Source organism: Arsenicibacter rosenii (assembly GCF_001870735.1).
GTDB classification, from domain to species: Bacteria; Bacteroidota; Bacteroidia; order Cytophagales; family Spirosomataceae; genus Arsenicibacter; species Arsenicibacter rosenii.
Genome location: NZ_MORL01000009.1, coordinates 1 through 20525, shown reverse-complemented (window position 1 = coordinate 20525; position 20525 = coordinate 1). Strand labels below are relative to the sequence as shown.

Sequence of the window (20525 nt, the reverse complement as noted above, 5' to 3'; positions counted from 1 at the left end):
ATGATGAGCCGGACGACATACACGATGGTGTTTATGGGGCTGCTGCTGACCGCGCTGCTGTTCCACTTCGGGGATTTGCAGGGTATTTCGAGCGTGCAGAAAGCCGAAGCCCCGAACCATGTGCTGTTTTTTGCCGTGGTGCTGCCCGTACAGATTGGCGTTATGGCCTGGTTTGGCTACCTGCGTCATTTACAGGTCTTTTTCCGGTTCAGGGTAGGGCTGAGCCTGTTTCTGCTGACGGCCTTGCTGGTAAGCCTGGGGCGCGACGATGCGGCGTCGCAGGTGCGGAATGCCTTTAATATTATGCTGAGCTACATGGTCATTCTGGGCTTTTGTGCCATGGCTTATGCCATTGATTTCCGGAAGGTGATGCAGCTCGTGGTCTTGTTTGTGGTATTTGTCTTTTTACCGGCAACTACCTTTACCCACCTGACTAAAGTCGGCCCGCTGGTGCTTTTCCCGGACCGCACAACCGATAACATGCTCCGGTTTGGCGGAATGCTGTACTATGCGCACACGGCCATGGTGCTGGGCGTAGGGGGATTGTTTTCGCTCTGGCTTTTGCTGACCAGCGATACCTTGAAAGACAAGGTGTGGTATGGTGTCTTATTCCTGATTGCCAATGTGTTTCTGGTCTACACCGATTGCCGGAGTGCCTGGGGCGGGGTAGGGCTCTCCTATGTGTTGCTGGCCTTTCCGTATCTGTCGTCTCGGGCAAAATACATAATTGCGGGTTGTGCCCTGCTGCTGTTGCCGGCTTTTTTACTCGGCAAGAGCCTGCTGGCCAAAAAGGTGGCTACCAACTACAATACCGAAAGCGATTTTCAGTTCCGGATGCGGATCTGGCAATATGCTATCCGGGGCATTGAACGCCAGCCGGTTACGGGGTATGGTTCGAAAAGTTTTCTGGAGTCTGACCACAAAGCGACGACCGACCTCGACGAAGAACTCAACGACCCGCACTCGGCTACCATTGGTCTGGCCCTGCAAAGCGGCTTGCTGGTTGTCCTTATCTTTTATGTGTTGTTCGGACAAATGGCCGTACTATGCTACAAACATGCACTGGGAGCCTATTGGTCGATGCTGAGCCTGTGTGTGTTCTGGTTCTTCGTGCCCTTTTTCTGGGGCAACGTTTACAACGGAGCCGGTGGATTTGTCCAGCTCTTTTTTCCAATCAGTTATTTCATCGGCCTGCTGCATCCTGACCTGTACCGGTCAAGAGAACAACCGGCTGACTTGATAAAAGCAGTCGTACCGAAGTCACAGCCAAACGTGTACAACTATGCCTGAACAACCCTTGGTTACGATCGTCACTCCTTCGTTTAACCAGGGGGAGTTCATTGGCGAGACCATACAGTCGGTACTAAACCAGACCTATCCGAACATCGAATACATCATTGTTGACGGTGGGTCAACCGATCAGACGCGTTCCGTTGTGGAGCAGTACCGGCAGCAGCCGGGGCCTCATCAGGTCAACGTATTTATTCAGGAGAAAGACCGCGGGCAGTCGGATGCCATCAATAAGGGGTTCCGGCTGGCGAAGGGGCAACTGGTCGGCTGGATTAATTCTGACGACGTACTCTATCCCGACTGCGTGGAGCGGATTGTGGCACTTTACCGCCAAAAACCGGATGGTGCGATTTATTACAGTACTCAAACCGATCTGATCGACCGGCAGGGCCGCGTGTTCGACGGGCGGGACATCCCGATTTCGGGCCGGTCGCATTTGCTGCACCGGAATTACGACATTGTGCAGCAAGGGTCGTTCTATGCCACTTCGCTGGTACGCGCTGTCGACTATCTCGATGAGTCAGTACAGTACTGTATGGATCTGGATTTATGGCTGCGGTTGCTGGAACGCGGACCGATTTATGCTGTTACCGACGGGCCGTTGTCGGCGTTCCGGATCTGGGAAACGACCAAAACAACCACGGGCGGCAATCGTTTTCTGACAGACATCAAAACGATCCTGCTGCGACACGGCGCATCGCGCTGGTCACCATCGGTGCGGCATGTGTATTACGAATCATTCAAAGCATTCGTCAAACAAACCCTGATACGCCGATGAAGATCGCCCATCTTACCTTCAGCTTCGAAACCGGTGGTTTGCAGACCATGCTTATCGATATCCTGAACGAGCAGTGTCAGCAGCACGAAGTTTCGCTGATCATCATTAATGACTTTTATGAGCAGGCACTGATTGACGAAATCGACACGCGGGTGCGGGTATTCTGTCTGAACAGAAAGCCAGGCAGCCGGAATCCCATTACGTTGCTGAAACTGAACGGACTGCTGTACCGGCTCGATCCGTGGGTGGTCCACTGCCACAACAATGAACTTATCGGCCTGCTGACGCCGCACTGGTACTCTACCTGCCTGACCGTGCACGATGTGAACTACCCGAACCGGTATTTCCGCAAATACGACAAGGTGTTTGCCATTTCTGAAGCGGTGGCCAACGACTTGCGGCAGCGCACGGCCGTTGCACCGGTAGTGATTCATAACGGTATTAATATCCGGCATATTCCGGTGCGGGATCCTTACCGGTTCTCGCCGGTTTTCCGGATCGTTCAGATTGGCCGGCTAATGCACAGCAAAAAAGGGCAGGATATCCTGCTACAGGCAGTGGCTATGCTGGTACATCAGCAAGGCATGTGCCGGCTCCGGCTGGATATAATCGGCGAAGGCGACTCGCTGGATTACCTGAAGGAACTGGTCAGCTCGCTGGACATTGCTCCATATGTTTCGTTTCTGGGCCTGCGCAGCCGTGAGTTTATCTATGCACAGTTCAGAAGCTATGACCTGCTGGTCCAGCCATCGCTCTATGAAGGGTTCGGGCTGACCGTAGCGGAAGCCATGGCCGCCGGTGTGCCGGTGCTGGTATCCGATATTGAGGGGCCGATGGAGATTATTAAACAAGGGGTGTTTGGCTGGCATTTTCCGGCGGGTGATGCGGCCGCCTGTGCCCGGCAGATTGCCCACATACAAGCGGTGTATGAAACCGAAGCATGCCGGCAGAAAATCCGGTTTGCCCAGGAACATGCCCGCAAAGCGTTCAGCATTACGCAGACCGCCCGTCAGTACGTAATGTCTTATTAACCAAAGTCTTCTATCCTATATCAACGATAAAAAAACAATCATGAACGTATCACAGAAAGATCAGACCTGACACTATGTTGAGCGAACATCTGACAAGGCATGTGCTGCTGACGGGGCCACATCATGTGCATAACAGGGGTGGTATTGGGGGCGTTATTGCCATTTATGCGCGTTATTTCAAGCCGTTTAAATGCCTTGCCTCTTATCGGCCTTTTACAAACAAACTGCTGTATATACCTTACTTCGCGGTGCAGTACACGCGGTTTTGCTGGCGTTTGTGGCAGGACAAGGACATTGAAATTGTCCATATACACGGTGCGGCCGAAGGCAGTTTTTACCGGAAATACCTCCTGTTTAAGGCGGCAAAAGGGCTGTTTAGCCGTAAAGTGATCTACCACATTCATAGTGGCAGTTTTCTGGATTTCTACATGAGCCGTTCGTCGCGGGTGCAGGGATGGGTACGCGAAATGGTCGAAGGAAGCGATGTGGTCATTTGTCTGTCTGAAGGCTGGAAACGGCTTTATACCCGGCGATTTGCGCGAGCCCATGTCATGGTATTGCCGAACGTGGTCAGCCCGCCGGATGTACCGGTAAACCGGCAGCGCAAAGGCCCGCTGAAGTTGCTGTTTCTGGGCCTGATCGGCGAACGCAAAGGCATTTTCGACCTGCTGGATGTCTTTTATGCGCATAAAAAAGAATGGGCGGGCCGAATTACCCTGACGATTGGCGGAAACGGCGAAACCGACCGGGTGCAGCAAACGATTCAGGAATACGGACTGGAAGACATGGTCACGTTTGCCGGCTGGGTGTCGGGGGCGAAGAAAACGGAATTGCTGCTGGCGTCGGATGTATTTGCATTGCCTTCGTACAACGAAGCCTTGCCGTTGTCAATCCTGGAAGCCATGAGCTACGAAATGCCGGTTATTTCTACCCGGATCGGGGGCATACCGGATATGGTCGTGCACGATCAGAACGGCTTTCTGGTAGAGCCCGGTGACCGTGACGACATCTATGCCTGTATCAGGCGTATGCTGACCGAAGACGGGCTGGTCGAAATGATGGGCCGTGAGTCTGCACGTATGATCCGGGGCTTTTACCCCGACGCTGTCTTTACACAACTGGCGGGTATTTATGAACACCTGCTGACCCCGGAAGCCGTTAAGGCTGACGCGGCCGGTAAACCTGTTAACAACCTGTAATGCTGAGTCTTGTCATTAATACCTATAACAACGAGAGTGATATTGCTGACTGTATACTGAGCGCCATCCACCTGGCCGGGGAGGTCGTAATCTGTGACATGTACAGTACCGATCAGACCGTGGCTATTGCTACATCGCTCGGGGCAAAGGTCGTTTACCACAAAAAAGAACCGGTAGCCGAGCTGGCCCGGTATACAGCTGTTTCGGCAGCAACGGGAGACTGGATTCTGATTCTTGATGCTGACGAGCGCATGGCGCCGCAAACAGCAGATAAAATACGGGAGGTGATTACGCAGGCATACGATGCTGTATTTCTGTGGTCGAAAAACCTCTATTTCGGCGATTACGTAGAGCATGGCGGCTTTTTCTATGAGCAGGTGCGGCTTTTCCGGAAAGCATTGTATCTGGAAACCTACGACGACTCCGAATTGCGGGCACACCGTGGTTTTCTGCGGGTGGCCGAACTGGCAAAAGCGCCGCTGCACCTCGACAAACGCTATTTCTACTACCATCTGGCCTATCCGACCATTGAAAAATACGTCGTGAAAACCATTGGGTTTTATGCTGATGTCGAAAGCCGGTATGACTATGAACACGGTATGCGCTTTTCGAAATGGCGGTTAGCGTACCAGCCGTTCAAGGACTTTTTTGTGCGCTATATACGAAAACAAGGCTATCGTGACGGCACGCGCGGGTTCATTCTCTGCGTGTTGTTTGCCTTGTATGGCTTTATGAAGTGGGCTAACCTCTGGTTTCTGGAGGAGCAGGCAAAAGGGACGACAGCCTCCGTCCCTTTGCCTAAACCCGTTCTGACGAAGCCTTGAAAGGACCGGAAGCCTGTCAAAAAACGCGCTATACTGACTATAACCGAAGTGGGTTTACTGCATGTCTGATAAAAAGACGATTATACAAAATATTGCCTGGACGGGAGGGGTACAGGTAGCCAATCTGGTGTTGCCGCTGCTGACCCTCCCGATCATTGCCCGGATTGTAGGCCCCGAAAAACTGGGAGTCATCAACTATGCCGCCGCTATTGTTGCCTATTTTACGCTGGTTGTCAACTACAGCTTTGATCTGACCGCGACGCGGCAGGTGGCTCAGTACCAGCATGATCCGGTAAAGATTAATCAGCTGTTCAGCACCGTATTATATACGAAGCTGCTTCTGTTTCTTGTCTCGACCGCCGGATTCTTTGCGGTCTACTGGCTGATGCCCGGATTCCGTGCCGACGGACGGGTCGCTTTGTTTTCGTACCTGATTACGATTGCCTATGTGATTACGCCGAACTGGCTGTTTCAGGGCATGCAACACATGCGGCAGCTGGCTCTGTTCAACCTGCTGTCGAAAGTCATTTTTACCGTAGTGATTCTCTTGCTGGTGCGGCAGGAGACCGATTATTTCTGGCAGCCGCTGGCGATGAGTGTGGCGCAGGTTGTGGTGGGTATCGGGGCGTTTGTGTATGCGCTGGTCCGGTACCATATCCGGCTCGGGGGCTGGGACTGGCCATCAGTGCGGGAGTCTTTGTGGGAGGGCAAAACGGTGTTTATGACGCAGGTGACCATGAACCTCTACACCACAACCAGCATTGTTATTCTCGGTATTTTCCAGAATGCGGAGCAGGTCGGGCAGTACACGGCGGCCAACCGGCTGATTGGCGTGGCACAGGCCCTGCTGTTTTATCCGATCAACAATACGCTGTTTCCGTATATCGGTGCGGCGTTTGGGCGGAGCCAGGCCGAGGGGGTTGAGGTAGTCCGGCGGCTGATTCCGTTTTCATTTGCCTTCGCGTTTGTCTATAGCGTGAGCATTTTTGTGATGAGTCCGCTGGTGATCTATGTCATCTACGGTGAGCAGTTTGAGCCAGCGGTACTGGTCCTGCGGATTCTGGCCTTCCAGCCATTTATCGTCAACTGCAACTCGTTTTTTGGGATTCAGACCATGATTAACCTGAAAATGGATGCGGCCTTTTTCCGGGTCACCTGTCTGGCAGCCGTTGTCGGCGTAACGCTGAATGCCGCGATGGCCAACTGGTTTGGCTACATCGGTACGGCTTTTTCGCTGGTGTTCATGGAGTTATTCATCTGCACCTGTCTGTACATCAGCCTGAAACGAGCCTCCATCTCGCTGCTTGACGGCCGTTACCTGAACTGGCATTACCTCGTCAGTTCCACCCGTGCCCTTTTCCAGCGCCAAAAGCCGGAAGTGGTGTAGCGGTGAGCGCATGTCGGCGGGCTGAAATTCAGTGAAAATCATAGCCAGGGATAAACCACTATACCACCGCAAAAGAGAGCCCTCACCGCTGCACAATTTTCTTCAGGGGCCCGGCGATGGACAGGCGCAGGGTGCCTTGGGCCGTCCCGCCCCGGCCGGCAATCTGTAACGTAACCTTGTCATTGGACGGCAGCCAGTTCAACGTGGCAGCATTGCCTGTCGTGAAGTCATTACCGACAACCGCCATCGTAGGCATAGCGCCGTTCTGGCTGACGTAGCGGACCACGTGCGTGGCGAAATCACCCACGCCGTCGACGGTGCCGGTCGCATCGGCGGTAATCATGCTCCCCGCGCGCGAACTAACGGCAATATCGTAAAGGGCACCGTCATTGGTGGCAGGGATCTCCCGGCTGAAATTGAGCTGAAGGTTTCCCTGTGTGGCAGTCAGCTCATCGGCGGTTTCGTTTTCGTACAAGATATGGCCGTTCGGGTTCGGAAAAGGCTTGAGGTTGCCCGGTACGTATCCGACACTGTAGCAACGCCCCACCTTAACCATCCCGACCGAGACGGAATAATGGTTGGAACCGATGTTCAGGTAGCTCACATTACGCGCCCGGATTCCCCACTGTCCATAGAGCTGATTTCCTGTAATTTCAACGCTCTGCAAGCCCTGATTATCCGGGTTATCGTCGCGGTTCGGCAGGTCGAGAAAAACCGAGGTGTCGTTGATGATTCCAAACTGATTGCCCGTCATAATCAGGGAGTTGATCGTGTAATCGCTATTTGTTGATCCGACATAAAGCCCGTGTGCCGTACAGTTTTCGATGCTGTTACCGGTAATCAGAAAGTCAGAGGTCTGTACGCCGGCATCGGGCATTAACCGAAGCCCGTATTGCCACCGCGAACCGCCCGCCCAGTTGATTTTATTATTCTGGAACCGGAGTCCCCCGCCGCTTTGCCACTGAATGGCGGCTACCGGTGAGCGCTCCTGCATGTAGTTGGTCACAAAATCGGTGGCGGTAATGCTCATGTCACCGATGTCAGCCACTTTTGTGTTCCGGATCCAGATGCCGTAGTTAACCGGATCAAACACCGAGCATTGATTTACTTTCCAGTAAATGCCGCTCTCGACGCTGATGTTGTTGAAAAAATTAATGAACGACATCCGGTTCAGCACTGTCCCGTCGGCATCGACAATCCGCAGGCCGCTACCGGCAGTTGGGGTGGCGGTAGCAGTGTTTTCAAGCGAAAAGTCTTCGAAAACCACGTTCTTTCCACCCGCTTCCACATTGATCAGCGTGTTGGTCAGTGAGGTGGTGATGAACCGCGTGACACCCCGTTCGGTCGTGGTCGCTTTACCGGCCCCCCGCATGGTCAGGGCCCCGCGGATGTTGACGGTTTTATCGAGCCGGTACGTACCGGCGCTCAGTAGTAGAATACACTGCTGGTCGACGCAGTCATCAATGGCTTGCTGCAGCAACTGACTCACATCGGCCGCCCCCGATTTATCAGGTTTGTAGCGGTCGAAATCGACCATGCCCGTCAGCGTGACGGTTTCGATCACGCGGTTTTTGCAGGACAGCCCGCCCGCCAGCGATAAAATAACCAGCGATGCGGAAACGATAAACGGATAAAATGCCTTCATGGGCGTCAGGTTAACCAGGTACTTGCTTTATGAATTTGGCTTCCACCAGAAACCATCGATCACGGTCAGGCCGTGATCGTGGCTGAAGGTGTGCAGGCCTTCCAGGGCTTCTGCTGTTTCGGGCGTAACTGCCCGGATAATCTCTTCCTGATAATCGGTTTTCGTCAGCACCGTAATGCGGTTCAGGTTCAGGCCATAGCCATACATTCCCGAACTGTTCTGCGAAGGCCGGTACCAGTACCCCTGATGCTGAAAAATGCGGCCGGCGGGTCGGCCGCGCCGTACATCCGAAACCACCGGATTCTGCGGATGCGGCGTCCAGGGGCCCTTAAGCAGGTCGTTTGTATAAAAAATGGATAGCTCATCCCAGGGCTTGAGCCCTTTGTCGGTTTCGGATGCAAACAACCACCATGTTTCGTCATGATACAGCAGAGTCGCGTCTACGGCCCGGATACCGGTCATCAGGTTACCGGCAAATTCCCACCGCAGCGGGAAATCCAGACAGCGGTAAAGCTCAATGGTCTGGTTGTCCATTGTCTCGGGAATCATGTAGTAAGCTCCCTGCCACCGGAATACAAACGGGTACGACAGGTGATAAGGCCGTTCCAGAATACGCTGTGGCAGGGTATAGCTGCCGTCGGGCCGTAACTCCATAACCGAAATATGAGCGTTGGCTGTGCCTTCGGGTAGTTCTTCCAGAAAAATGTACCAGCGGTTTTCGTGGAAAACGACATGTGGGTCAGCCCAGAACTGCATGCCTTTCGGGGGCATGATGCGGGTAAATGCCGGGAAATCAGTTGCCGGATTCAGTTGTTCAAAGCGATAAAGCAAAAACCACTGGTCGCTGAATCGGGCCCGTTGCCTGATTTTTTGCAAGATGGCCTGGCTATAGCGCGAAAGCATACCGACCGACTGCAAAAAGCGGATGGCCGGCAATACGGGTAAACCGGTAACCGGTTGCTGACCAGCCCACTGCAGGAACGCGCCGGGGCCTGTCCGGTGCAGGTGCTTCAGTGTCCGGAGAATCAACTGCGATGCCCGCCAACAGAGATGATTGCGCGTCAGATGGGGCGATACCGGGTGCGTTGAGGACCATGACTGAGCCAGCATAACGGGATGGGTATCGGGTTTGGTTTGCATCCGGAGTTGTACTTGCGCGACGGGTTGCCCATGACTGGTTTCCTGCATACCCATCAGATACCAGGGTTCTCCAGCGGCTCCGCAAACAGACCAGATACCTGACGTCGTTTCCGGAAAAACAAGCGGGGCGGGATGCCGGCGCAAATCCAGCAGGACATCCAGCGGGAATGAGGCCAGTGCGTCCGGAGGATACCGCTGAATAGCATTAAGCACCATGCTCGCCAGCGCATCCGGTTGGCTATTGCGGGAAAAAGCCGCGCGATCGAGCCGGGTAAACAGGTTAAATAAAAACGAATGCGGTACAGATGGCGGTGGCTGTGCAGCAAAAACCGAGACAGTGGCCATGCCGGTCGTCAGCAGGTCATCTACCAGCGAACGCTGCCAGTGCGGAACCTGTACGCTATCAAGAAGCAGACCAACCCGTATTTCCGACTGCATAAGTAACCGTTCGTGAATAGATATATGTTTACTTTTAAAGATTACAGCGACTTGTCTTATCTTTGATAAGCGTACGACAAAACTAGTTAACATTTTCAGACAAAATGCGTTGCCTGATCCACAAACTTGTGTTGGTTCTGTGTTTAAGTATCTGTTTTGGTTTTCTGACCATTGCGGATACGGAAAAACCGCAGAAAAGGCCGACCTATTGGCAGACAGCCATTTTGTGGTCAGACAAAACCCCTGTTGACGGGCGATGTTTTACGCGGACGGTACTGGCCGATCATCTGGATGAGCCGATGGAACTGGTAGTGGCCGATGATCAGCGGGTCTTTTTCATCGATCGGTATGGCGCTTTCCGCGTATACAGCCCCGACCATAATCATGTACGGAAACTAAACCAGCTGCCAGTCATGACCGACCGCGGGCTGGGTTTGCTGGGTCTGGCCCTTGCCCCCGACTTCACCCGGTCGAAACACATTTACCTCTACTATACGCCGCGTAGCCAACCACTTCGGCAGCGGCTTTCCCGGTTTACCCTCGGCGACAGCCTGCTGTACCAGACAGAAAAGGTTTTGCTCGAAATCCCGTGGGAAGTCGAAAACAACGCTCATACCGGTGGTTCAATGGCCTTCGATGAAGACGGTAACCTGTTTTTGTCCGTTGGTGATAATACAGCGGCGTTTGTTGAAGATGGCTATGCTTCCATTGATGAACGCGTCGGCCGTACCATCTATGACGCTCAGCGGACGGCGGCCAATAGCCGCGATTTACGCGGTAAAATCCTGCGCATTCATCCAACCGCCGATGGAACGTATACCATTCCGGCGGGTAATTTAGTTGCCGCTGCCGACGGGCGTCCGGAAATTTACATCATGGGTTGCCGGAATCCGTACCGGATCACCTACGATGCGGCCGCTAAGCGATTGTTCTGGGGCGACATTGGTCCCGACGATGGCAAAGACGATCATCACGGCCCGCGCGGTTACGATGAGATCAACATGGCGACGCGGGCGGGTAATTATGGCTGGCCCTATGTGGTGGCCGATAACCAGCCGTATCGTGCGTATGACTTTACGGAAGACCGTTTCGGAGCCTTGTTTAACCCGGACCAATTACGCAACTATTCGGTGAATAATACGGGTCTGCACCAACTGCCACCCGCAGAGCCTGCCTTGATCTGGTACCCGTATGCGGTGTCAGACCCGTTTCCGTTGCTGGGCGAAGGCGGGCGGGCTGCCATGGTTGGTGCCGTTTATCATGCTTCGTCATCAGGTAAAAAAGGTGCTGTTCCGGTCTATTACGACGGGGCGTTGTTCGCATTCGACTGGATGCGGAACCAGCTTACCGCCATCTGGCTGACGCCGCAAGGGAGCTATCGGCGAATGGAACCCTTCATGGCCGGAACGGTCTTTAATAAGCCGGTTGATCTGGCGTTTAGCCCGGATGGGGCTTTGTACGTGCTGGAATACGGAAGCGGGTTCTGGCATAAAAACGCGGATGCCCGTCTGGTCCGGATTGACTATAACCTGAACGCAGGCTCCACAGCGTCCGGCAAGCCTTTACTGGCGTTGACCGGTATCAAAGGGCAGAGGCTGATCAATCAGAGTGATTGCCGGAGCTGCCACACCGATAATCAGCGGATGGCCGCCCCGTCCTTTTATGAAATTGCCCACCGCTACCAGCATCAGAGAGGGCTGAAAGATAAGCTTGTCGAAAAAGTAATCCGGGGCGGAGGGGGTGTCTGGGGCACCCACACCATGAGTGCCCATCCGCAGCTCGATCCTGCCGAAGCCACTGAAATGGTTGATTATATTCTGTCGCTGGGCGATGAGGGGGAATAATGAATAATGAATAATGAATAATGAATAATGAATAATGAATAATGAATAATGAATAATGAATAATGAATAATGAATAATGAATAATGAATAATGAATAATGAATAATGAATAATGAATAATGAATAATGAATAATGAATAATGAATAATGAATAATGAATAATGAATAATGAATAATGAATAATGAATAATGAATAATGAATAATGAATAATGAATAATGAATAATGAATAATGAATAATGAATAATGAATAATGAATAATGAATAATGAATAATGAATAATGAATAATGAATAATGAATAATGAATAATGAATAATGAATAATGAATAATGAATAATGAATAATGAATAATGAATAATGAATAATGAATAATGAATAATGAATAATGAATAATGAATAATGAATAATGAATAATGAATAATGAATAATGAATAATGAATAATGAATAATGAATAATGAATAATGAATAATGAATAATGAATAATGAATAATGAATAATGAACGTTCTGACTTTCGGTGTGGATAGAAGCTGAACCCCATTCTTGACAGTATTATTCATTACACATTATCCATTACGTTTTAAAGTGTCAGTTTCGACGCTTCGACCGGTGTACCCCAGAACAGACTGGCCTGCCGCCCGAATTCTTCGGTGGAGTCCGTCGTGTAGAACGTCAGTTTGCTTTGCCGGCTGCATTGCGCTTCCATGCCGGGGTGCCGGTTGAGATAATCTGCCAGACTATTAGCAACAATATCGCCCTGGCTTAACACCGTGATCTGCTCCGGCATGAACGCCTTGATCTTGGGTAACAAAAGCGGATAATGCGTACAGGCAAGCAACACCGTATCGATAGCCGGTGACTGGCTGAGCAGCCGGTCAATGTGTTGCCTGACAAAGTAATCCGCACCGGGGCTCGTATGCTCGCCGTTTTCAACCAGCGGGACCCACATCGGGCAAGCTTCCTGATAGACGGCGATATCCGGAAAAAACTTTTCAATTTCGACCAGATACGACTCTGACGTGACCGTACCGCGCGTAGCCAGAATACCGATATGCCGCGACCGGCTGTATTCACCAATGATTTCGGTTGTTGGCCGGATCACGCCCAGTACGCGCCGGTCGGGGGCCATATGCGGCAAATCGAGTTGCTGGATATTCCGCAGTGCCTTGGCCGAAGCCGTATTACAGGCCAGAATGACCAGCCGGCAACCCATGTCGAACAGGTGCCTGACACATTCGAGGGTGTACTGGTAAACGGTATCGAAAGAACGTGTGCCGTAGGGCGTGCGGGCGTTATCACCCAGATACACATAGTCGTACTGCGGGAGCTTGCTGACAATGGATTTAAGAATGGTTAATCCGCCATATCCCGAATCAAAGACGCCGATTGGTTGATACTCCTGCATAGCAACTACGCCTGTTTAGGCCGGAAAACCTTTATCACATCACTGTTGCAGGTCAGGTAAGGCCCGCCGATCAGATCAATACAGTAAGGAATTGCCGGAAAGACCACCGACAGGCATTGCTTGATGGCCGTCGGCTTGCCCGGGAGGTTAACAATCAGTGTCTGGTTCCGGATACCGGCGGTCTGGCGCGAAAGGATCGCTGTCGGCACGTATTTCAGGCTTTCCTGCCGCATCAGTTCGCCGAAACCGGGCAGCATTTTCTGGCAAACGGCTTCAGTCGCTTCAGGGGTAACATCGCGGGGTGCAGGACCCGTACCGCCTGTCGTTACAATCAGGCAGCATTGGTGGTTATCGGCCATATCGATCATCGCTGCCGAGAGCTGGTCCTGCTCGTCGGGGATGACACGGTAAACGGGTTCCCAGGCCGAGGTCAGGTACTCGTTCAGTAACGAAACAACGGCCTTGCCCGGAATGTCTTCGTAGATACCGGCGCTGGCGCGGTCAGATACATTGATGATGCCAATTCGGATATGCATGCTGAAAAAAGAAAAATGCTGTATGCTACTACGCTTTGTCAGCCCCTGTAGCATACAGCAGTATGAATAGCAACGGTACGCTACTTACGGCTTACGGCGTTTCACGGCTAAATCGTGTGCCGTGTCGTAATACGAACGCAAGTTACTCCAATCAAATACCTCGGCAATGCTTTCGACCCGGTTCCGTTGCATAATCCGGTCGCGCTGGCTGGCCCGAACGAATTTGAAAAGGATGTTGGCCAGTTGGTCAGCCGCTTCGTTAAACGTCTGTGACCGGCGGTTTACCACATAAATGCCCCGGTTTTCGTAGTCACGCATGATCTGCATGATAAAATCCCCGAATCCTGACTGATCGCTGGTAACGGTCGGGATACCACGTACGACACACTCCAGCGGGGTATAGCCCCATGGTTCGTAGTAGCTCGGGAAGATACCGAGGTGGCAGCCACGGACAAACTGTCCGTAGTCTAATCCGAAGAGCGGATTCGTCGAGGCAATAAAGTCGGGGTGATAGACTACTTTAACCCGGTCATGGGCATGGTTCAGCAGGCCGCACCGTTTGATGTAGTCGGTCATGGCATCTTCCTGAACCAGATCGTGGGTGACGAAGCTGGGCAGTTTTTTTGTTTTCCAGCTCTGAATGGTCCGTCGTAACCGCAGCCGCCAGTATTCGTCGACAAACTTGTTGAGGTCCGGCATAGTGAGGTCGCTGGAAGCCGCTGACTCAAGGAACAGTTTTTCGCCGACCTGCTGCTCAATGTTTTTCGCCGTATCGCGGATTTCGTCGAGCAATGCCCGTGTATGGAGTACGTCGGGGTTGATGGAGCGGAATGGCTGTTTGGTTACCATAAACATCACAACGGTCATGTCCATGTTAGCCTCACGCATCCGCCAGTTTAGCCGGGCAAGGGCTTCGAGGGTGAGGTCGTAGCCTTTGTTGACAAACTCAAAACGTCCGGACGTAAAGAAGTACAGGGTTTTATCAAGATCAAATGAATAATTCTGGAAGAAGTGGCCCATCACAAATTCGTGGATGTTGGCCTTGAACTTAACGTGCAGGTTCTGAAACTCGTGGGTAGCCGCAAACCGTGTTACGTTGAGCCCGTTTGGCAGAATCAGATCCGGATTCCGGCCGAGGAACACTTCGCATTCGCGGGCGGTCACATCACTGACGGTCGTAAAGACGTGGCATTGTAGTGCCGATAGCCGTTCGATGGTGGCCTGGGCCTCGATGCCGTAGTTTTTTGCCTCTTTCTGCCAGTCGAAGAAAGGCAGCTTGCCGTAAAAACCATCTACGTTCTGTGCCAGATAACGGCCCAGCATGGTAGCATGGGTGGTAAACACGGTGGCAATCTTGACATTGTCGCGGCGCAGGTCTGGTAAACCGGTGCTGGCCATCCATTCGTGGAAGTGAGCGCACAGGTCAACCCGTTTGGCATGATCGTCGGCCAGCAACGTCAGGAATACGCGTACCATTTCCCCGAACCCGATTACCTGATTAACCAGTTCTTCGATGTTGAGTGTGGAGAGTTGATGTCGTTCCCATAGCCCTGCTTTAATGGCGTTGAGTTGCGGCATAATGCTTTGAATGTTGAACAGGACAACCCGCGGCCGGCCGGTTACGAGCCAGTACCCGTATTCAACTTCGTAGCCCATCTGGCGCATTTTCCGGACGGTCTGACCGATCTCGGTTTCGTCCGAGTCGGTGATGGGTTCAAATTCTGCCGCTGCTTTTTGTGGAAAATATGGACCTAATAAAACGTAATTATCGTCCCATTTTTCGACCATCGCCGGTACTTTCGACCGGATCACTGTGTAAATACCTCCTACCTGATTACAAACCTCCCAGGCGATTTCGAGCAGGAGCTTACGTTTCGATGTTGAAAATACTGATTCCAAGGTTCTAGGGTTTGCAGTTTAGACTATGGCTTACCTCTACTATTCACTATATTGAGTAAAATGCCGTAAAACTACTAATCCGGCGCACGACTTACTCAAAATAAAAATATTATTTACTGAAAAAATACTACAATTCTACTGTTAGCAGCTTGCCGGCAAGGCCCTTTCGGGTGTGAAAACAAGCCTTTTGTATGCGTAACACTAACAAAGCATAGTTTAGGTTCAAAACTAACTATGATTTAATAAGATCAAATGCTTTTAAGTTGTTTATTCTGTTCCTCACAAAAGGTATTTTACTCCACAGGTTTGCTCTGATTAAATTTAGTTAACGCTTTTAGTGAATAAATTTATTTGTAGATAAGTGGCTGATTATGTAGCATATAACGCTCCAGGTGGTCTCTTCAGAATAGTTTTTCTGCCTGTGGTATATTTTTAGTAAGCAATACCGGTAAACAGTATTACCAATCTACGTTATGATAAAAAGAACATGGGTAGTAGGCTCGCTTATAGCGGCCACTATCAGTCTCTCGTCTTGTGCATCTATGGAAAGCTGGTTATACGGCGATTCAGACAAAGCACGTAATGATCGGCAGTCAACATCAGAATATGCCTCGCGCGATGACCGGAATACGAACGACCGTAACGATCGCATGGCACGCTATGACCGTGACAGTGACCGCGATACGGATCGTGACTCACGACGCAATGAAAACCGTTCTGATACGAATCGGGACAACTCCAACGACCGCTATTCTGATTATGACCGAAACAATACACGAAATTATTCGCGCAACGATGACCGTGACATGCGCCGTAGCGACGACGACCGCCGGTACGATGATAGCCGCATGAGCCGGAATGACTACCGCGAGCAGGAATATGCAAGCCGGTACAATGATAGTCGCAGTGATGACCGGCGTTACAACGATAGCCGCTATAACGATAGCCGCTATTCGGATAACCGTTATTCCGATAGCCGCGGTGACGACCGGCGCGGTGACGACCGGCGATATGATCAGCCTCGCCGGATGAATGACGACCGGGGATATACAGACGGCTATAGCTACGGCTATCGCAGCGACGACCGTGATCGCAGCATGAACAGTGACCGCCGGTACGATGACCGGGATACGCGTCGTAGCGACGACCGTCGCGGAGACGATCAGCGCAGCGACGCGCGGTATGATGATAGCCGTTACAGCGACAATCGCAGAGATGACCGCGACATGCGCCGGACTGACGACAGCCGGTATGCAGACAGCAATAGCCGTCGGGACGATAACCGCAGTGGTTTCTTAGGCGGGGTGTTCGACGGGCGTAACCGTGATCAGAGCAATCGTGATGACCGTGACCGGACTTCGGATGAGCGCCGCGACGACAGCGATCGTAACAACACACGCAACAACGACCGGTATACAAACGAACGCCGTTCGCTGGCCGACCGGATTGACGAGCAGATGGACAAACTCGACAGTAAGATCGATAAGCTGAAGCAGGACGTTAAAGACGAAAGTCGCCGGGATCGTAAAGACCGGGAAGAAAAAATTGACGAACTGGAAAAGAAACGTAGTGACTTACGGGATGCGTACTACAAGGTTCAGCGTTCGTCGGAAGAAGACTTTAAAAAGGTACGCCGCGAGACCAACAAGGTTGTGGATGACGTAGAAGATTGGTTTGATCGGGCTGCCGATAACGTAAAAGATGCAGCAAAGGACGTGAAGGAGGATTTGAAGAAAAACGATTAGCCCAATTTATATCCACCCAAAACGGTGTCGGCCTTTGGCTGGCATCGTTTTTTTTATGCCCTGCCGTAACTTAGTGGCTGCTAAACATGCAAACACAAAACGTATGGCTTTACTAAAAACTGTGCGGGGGAAAACGCCGCAATTCGGTGAGAACTGCTGGTATGCCGACAATGCAACAATTGTTGGCGATGTAACAATGGGCCGTGACTGCACGGTTTGGTTCAATGCCGTAATTCGCGGGGATGTTAACAGCATCACGATCGGCAACCGGACCAATATTCAGGATGGAGCCGTGATTCACTGCACCTATCAGAAGCACCAGACCATCATCGGTAATTCGGTCTCTATTGCACACAATGCGATTGTGCATGGCTGTACAATCGAAGACAATGTGCTGATCGGGATGGGAGCGATTGTGATGGACGGGGCAGTGATCGGGGAGGGTAGTATCATCGCCGCCGGTGCCATTGTGACCCAGCGGACTATTGTGCCGCCGGGTAGTATTTATGCCGGTAATCCGGCCAGATTTCTGAAAACTGTTTCGCCCGAACTGGGCGAGGTGTTTGCACGGACTGCCAACAACTATGTGATGTACGCCGAATGGTTTAAAGAGTAGCCTATACCTTTTCGGGCTGCTGCTCACGCATTTCCTTCCGGGCGTTCAGATAACCGCGGACGACGGTAAACGTAGTGATACCGAGGAAGAAAATAATAATCCAGTGTACGTAATTGATCAGGCCGGGAAACCGCTCACCGAAGTAAAAGCCGCTGCCGACCAGGGTCATCACCCAGATGGCCCCGCCAATTATATTATACAACATGAAATAACGGAAATTCATGTGGATAATGCCGGACAGAATGGGCGCAAATGTGCGGACAATCGGCAGAAAGCGGGCAATGACCAGTGTGCGGCTACCGTACTTATCGAAATACTGACGGGTGGTATCAATGTGCTTTTTCTTAAAGAAAAGCCCGTCGGGGCGTGCCTGAATCCGGGTGCCGAAAAAGTAGCCGGTACCGTAGCCGGTCAGCGATCCCAGCACGGCAGCGGCAAAAATACAGCCGGCCAGCAGCCAGAACGGTACCGCGAGCAGCTTGGTGCCGGCAAACACGCCGGATAAAAACAGCAGGTAGTCGCCGGGCAGGAAAAAGCCGAAAAACAGGCCGTTTTCAACAAATATGATCAAAGTAATCAGCACAAGGCCACCGGTGCGGATAATTTCTTCTGAGTTGAGCAGGTACTGAAAAAAGCCGATAAGCTGATCCATATTGAATGAAAGAGTGGAAGAACGAAAGAGCGAAAGAGCGGTTTTACATTCGCTCTTTCACCGCGCGGCGGCCGCTCTTTCGCTCTTTCGCAATTTAAAGATATTCTGCCAGCTCGAGCCAGCGGTCTGATTTTGTTGTCAGCTGCTGGTCGATTTCTTCCAGCTCGCGGGCCCATGCCGTAAGCTGTTCGTGATGACCACCGCTGTTTAAATGATCCAGAACAACGGCTTTGCGTTGTTCCAGGTCCTCAATTTCTTTTTCGAGGTTTTCGTATTCCTTCTGTTCTTTAAACGAAAGCCGCTTTTTGGCCGGCTCCGGCGACGGAGATACGCTGCCTGTTGCCTCTTTAACCTCAGTAACAGCCTTTTGGTTCTTTGCTGCCGCCGTACTTGAGGATTCGGTTTTCTTTGGCTGACTATCCCGCCAATCGCGGTAATCGGTGTAATTGCCGGGGAAATCGCGGACCTTGCCTTCGCCTTCCAGCACAAACACGTGATCGACAAGCCGGTCCATGAAATAGCGGTCGTGCGTAACGATCAGGATGCAGCCGGGAAAGTTGAGCAGAAACTCTTCCAGGACGTTCAGCGTCGTGATGTCGAGGTCGTTGGTTGGTTCGTCGAGTACCAGAAAGTTCGGGTTTCTGACCAGCACCAGTAAAAGCTGTAGGCGTCGCTTTTCTCCTCCGCTGAGCTTATGCACATAGTCATACTGCTTTTGCCGGTCGAACAGGAAGTGGTGGAGCAGTTGACTGGCCGTAACCGTTTCGCCCGTGGCCAGCTTCATTACCTCGGCAACGTCCTGCACGACATCGATCACCCGCTGGTTTTCGGGGATGTTCATGTCTGACTGCGTAAAGTAACCGAAATTGACGGTGCCGCCGGTTGTGATTACCCCCGAGTCGGGCCGCAGTTTACCGGTCATCATCTCGAGCAGGGTGGTTTTGCCCATCCCGTTTTTCCCGATCAGCCCTACCCGGTCGAATCGCTTGAAGGTATAGGTAAAATGGTCGAGCAGGATTTTATCGCCGAATCGTTTCGACAGATTTTCGACCTCCATGATTTTGCTGCCGAGGCGCGAAGTGCGCAGATTCAGATCAAGTTCGGCCGATCCGCGTTTGCCGCTTACTTTGTCCTTGAGTTCATCGAAGGCATCTTCGCGGTATTTGGCTTTGGTACTCCGCGCTTTGGGCTGGCGGCGCATCCATTCCAGTTCACGGCGAAATGTGTTGCGGTTTTTGTCGAGTTCGGCCGCTTCAATGGCCAGCCGTTCGGCCTTTTTCTCCAGAAAATAGGCGTAGTTGCCTTTATAGCTGTAGAGCTGCCCGCTATCCAGTTCGACAATCTGGTTACAGACGACATCGAGAAAATACCGGTCGTGGGAGACCATCAGCAGCGTGCCGTTGTTGGTGTTCAGGAAGTTTTCGAGGTACTCGATGGCTTCGAGGTCGAGGTGGTTGGTTGGTTCGTCAAGAATCAGCAGATCAGGATTCTGGATCATAACGCGGGCCAGGGCCACCCGTTTCCGCTGCCCGCCCGATAGTGTTCCCACAGATTGTTCAACGTCGTGGATCCCCAGTTCACCGAGAATCTGCCGGATCTGCGCTTCATAGTCCCAGGCTTCATGCTTTTCCATCAGGGCCATGGCCCGTTCCAGTTCGGCCGGATTGTTGTGGGCCAGCGCTGTTTCGTAGGCCCGAACTGCTTCCAGCTGCGCACTTTCCCCGGCCAGAATCAGCTCCATAACCGTCAGTGCATTATTGAGGTCCGGTTGCTGATCGAGGTAGCCAACGGTAATATCTTTACGGTGTGAAACGATACCGTCTTCGGGCGGAATACTGCCAGCCAGAATAGACAGTAGTGTCGTTTTGCCAGACCCGTTGGCTCCGACGATGGCAATTTTGTCGCCCCGGCTAATACCGAAGTTGACGTTTTTAAACAAAATCCGGTCGCCGTACGACTTGGCTATATTTTCGGCTGATAGGTAATTCATCGTGTTGTTAATTCTTCGGGCCTCAAAGCCGCTGAGCGGGAGGCAGCATAAGATAAACGTTTTGTATATCTTATATTTCTTAATTCAAGTTGCGTGATATAGAGTTTT

General features: G+C 51.8%; 16 protein-coding genes. 9 read left to right on the top strand and 7 right to left on the bottom strand.

The features are described from left to right. The 6 genes from BLX24_RS17005 (at window position 1) to BLX24_RS16980 (ending at window position 6509) form a co-directional block, all read left to right on the top strand. Window positions 1-1290 carry an O-antigen ligase family protein gene (locus tag BLX24_RS17005; RefSeq protein ID WP_071504384.1) on the top strand — a complete coding sequence of 430 codons (1290 nt, stop codon included), beginning with the start codon at window positions 1-3 and terminating at the stop codon, window positions 1288-1290. Next, window positions 1283-2068 (top strand): glycosyltransferase family 2 protein, encoded by a 786-nt coding sequence (locus BLX24_RS17000; protein ID WP_071504383.1) that lies wholly within the window; start codon window positions 1283-1285, stop codon window positions 2066-2068. Before BLX24_RS17005 ends, BLX24_RS17000 begins: the two co-directional genes overlap by 8 nt. Beyond that, complete coding sequence (locus BLX24_RS16995) at window positions 2065-3099, top strand: glycosyltransferase (RefSeq protein WP_071504382.1); 1035 nt, start codon at window positions 2065-2067, stop codon at window positions 3097-3099. Before BLX24_RS17000 ends, BLX24_RS16995 begins: the two co-directional genes overlap by 4 nt. A 74-nt stretch (window positions 3100-3173) precedes the next feature. Beyond that, window positions 3174-4298 carry a glycosyltransferase family 4 protein gene (locus BLX24_RS16990; protein WP_083422028.1) on the top strand — a complete coding sequence of 375 codons (1125 nt, stop codon included), beginning with the start codon at window positions 3174-3176 and terminating at the stop codon, window positions 4296-4298. After that, window positions 4298-5122: a glycosyltransferase family 2 protein gene (locus BLX24_RS16985; protein ID WP_071504380.1), complete on the top strand. Its 825-nt coding sequence runs from the start codon at window positions 4298-4300 to the stop codon at window positions 5120-5122. The genes BLX24_RS16990 and BLX24_RS16985 overlap by 1 nt, the downstream gene beginning before the upstream one ends. Window positions 5123-5183: 61 nt before the next feature. After that, on the top strand, window positions 5184-6509 hold the full coding sequence (locus tag BLX24_RS16980) for a flippase (RefSeq protein WP_071504379.1): 1326 nt from the start codon (window positions 5184-5186) through the stop codon (window positions 6507-6509). A gap of 82 nt (window positions 6510-6591) precedes the next feature. On the opposite strand, the gene BLX24_RS16975 is transcribed toward BLX24_RS16980, so the two are convergent. Beyond that, window positions 6592-8154 (bottom strand): right-handed parallel beta-helix repeat-containing protein, encoded by a 1563-nt coding sequence (locus BLX24_RS16975; protein WP_071504378.1) that lies wholly within the window; start codon window positions 8152-8154, stop codon window positions 6592-6594. A 27-nt stretch (window positions 8155-8181) separates the two neighbouring features. After that, window positions 8182-9732: a glucosamine inositolphosphorylceramide transferase family protein gene (locus BLX24_RS16970; protein WP_071504377.1), complete on the bottom strand. Its 1551-nt coding sequence runs from the start codon at window positions 9730-9732 to the stop codon at window positions 8182-8184. Between the two features lie 104 nt (window positions 9733-9836). Here BLX24_RS16970 and BLX24_RS31740 point away from each other — a divergent pair, with 104 nt between their 5' ends. Continuing rightward, window positions 9837-11576 carry a PQQ-dependent sugar dehydrogenase gene (locus BLX24_RS31740; RefSeq protein WP_083422027.1) on the top strand — a complete coding sequence of 580 codons (1740 nt, stop codon included), beginning with the start codon at window positions 9837-9839 and terminating at the stop codon, window positions 11574-11576. A gap of 578 nt (window positions 11577-12154) precedes the next feature. Here BLX24_RS31740 and murI read toward each other — a convergent pair. The 3 genes from murI to BLX24_RS16945 form a co-directional block, all read right to left on the bottom strand. Beyond that, window positions 12155-12979 (bottom strand): glutamate racemase, encoded by an 825-nt coding sequence (gene murI, locus BLX24_RS16955; RefSeq protein WP_071504375.1) that lies wholly within the window; start codon window positions 12977-12979, stop codon window positions 12155-12157. A gap of 5 nt (window positions 12980-12984) precedes the next feature. Continuing rightward, window positions 12985-13515: a molybdopterin adenylyltransferase gene (mog, locus tag BLX24_RS16950; protein WP_071504374.1), complete on the bottom strand. Its 531-nt coding sequence runs from the start codon at window positions 13513-13515 to the stop codon at window positions 12985-12987. A gap of 84 nt (window positions 13516-13599) precedes the next feature. Next, the gene (locus BLX24_RS16945) at window positions 13600-15414 is read right to left on the bottom strand and encodes a glycosyltransferase (protein ID WP_071504373.1); all 1815 of its coding nucleotides are present in this window, start codon (window positions 15412-15414) and stop codon (window positions 13600-13602) included. Between the two features lie 542 nt (window positions 15415-15956). Between BLX24_RS16945 and BLX24_RS16940 the strand changes: the two genes are divergently transcribed. Beyond that, window positions 15957-17159, top strand: a complete 1203-nt coding sequence (locus BLX24_RS16940) for a sll1863 family stress response protein (protein WP_071504372.1) — start codon at window positions 15957-15959, stop codon at window positions 17157-17159. A 103-nt stretch (window positions 17160-17262) separates the two neighbouring features. Then, a complete protein-coding gene (locus BLX24_RS16935) occupies window positions 17263-17775 on the top strand; it encodes a gamma carbonic anhydrase family protein (protein ID WP_071504371.1) in 513 nt (170 codons plus the stop codon). A gap of 1 nt (window position 17776) precedes the next feature. On the opposite strand, the gene BLX24_RS16930 is transcribed toward BLX24_RS16935, so the two are convergent. Next, on the bottom strand, window positions 17777-18427 hold the full coding sequence (locus tag BLX24_RS16930; protein WP_071504370.1) for a DedA family protein: 651 nt from the start codon (window positions 18425-18427) through the stop codon (window positions 17777-17779). Window positions 18428-18521: 94 nt separating this feature from the next. Then, on the bottom strand, window positions 18522-20417 hold the full coding sequence (locus tag BLX24_RS16925) for an ABC-F family ATP-binding cassette domain-containing protein (RefSeq protein ID WP_071504369.1): 1896 nt from the start codon (window positions 20415-20417) through the stop codon (window positions 18522-18524). Window positions 20418-20525: the final 108 nt, after the last annotated feature.

Coding starts and splice junctions, on each gene's coding strand:
- BLX24_RS17005 (WP_071504384.1), top strand. CDS start 1: ATGATGAGCCGGACGACATACACGATGGTGTTTATGGGGCTGCTGCTG.
- BLX24_RS17000 (WP_071504383.1), top strand. CDS start 1,283: ATGCCTGAACAACCCTTGGTTACGATCGTCACTCCTTCGTTTAACCAG.
- BLX24_RS16995 (WP_071504382.1), top strand. CDS start 2,065: ATGAAGATCGCCCATCTTACCTTCAGCTTCGAAACCGGTGGTTTGCAG.
- BLX24_RS16990 (WP_083422028.1), top strand. CDS start 3,174: ATGTTGAGCGAACATCTGACAAGGCATGTGCTGCTGACGGGGCCACAT.
- BLX24_RS16985 (WP_071504380.1), top strand. CDS start 4,298: ATGCTGAGTCTTGTCATTAATACCTATAACAACGAGAGTGATATTGCT.
- BLX24_RS16980 (WP_071504379.1), top strand. CDS start 5,184: ATGTCTGATAAAAAGACGATTATACAAAATATTGCCTGGACGGGAGGG.
- BLX24_RS16975 (WP_071504378.1), bottom strand. CDS start 8,154: ATGAAGGCATTTTATCCGTTTATCGTTTCCGCATCGCTGGTTATTTTA.
- BLX24_RS16970 (WP_071504377.1), bottom strand. CDS start 9,732: ATGCAGTCGGAAATACGGGTTGGTCTGCTTCTTGATAGCGTACAGGTT.
- BLX24_RS31740 (WP_083422027.1), top strand. CDS start 9,837: ATGCGTTGCCTGATCCACAAACTTGTGTTGGTTCTGTGTTTAAGTATC.
- murI (WP_071504375.1), bottom strand. CDS start 12,979: ATGCAGGAGTATCAACCAATCGGCGTCTTTGATTCGGGATATGGCGGA.
- mog (WP_071504374.1), bottom strand. CDS start 13,515: ATGCATATCCGAATTGGCATCATCAATGTATCTGACCGCGCCAGCGCC.
- BLX24_RS16940 (WP_071504372.1), top strand. CDS start 15,957: ATGGAAAGCTGGTTATACGGCGATTCAGACAAAGCACGTAATGATCGG.
- BLX24_RS16935 (WP_071504371.1), top strand. CDS start 17,263: ATGGCTTTACTAAAAACTGTGCGGGGGAAAACGCCGCAATTCGGTGAG.
- BLX24_RS16930 (WP_071504370.1), bottom strand. CDS start 18,427: ATGGATCAGCTTATCGGCTTTTTTCAGTACCTGCTCAACTCAGAAGAA.
- BLX24_RS16925 (WP_071504369.1), bottom strand. CDS start 20,417: ATGAATTACCTATCAGCCGAAAATATAGCCAAGTCGTACGGCGACCGG.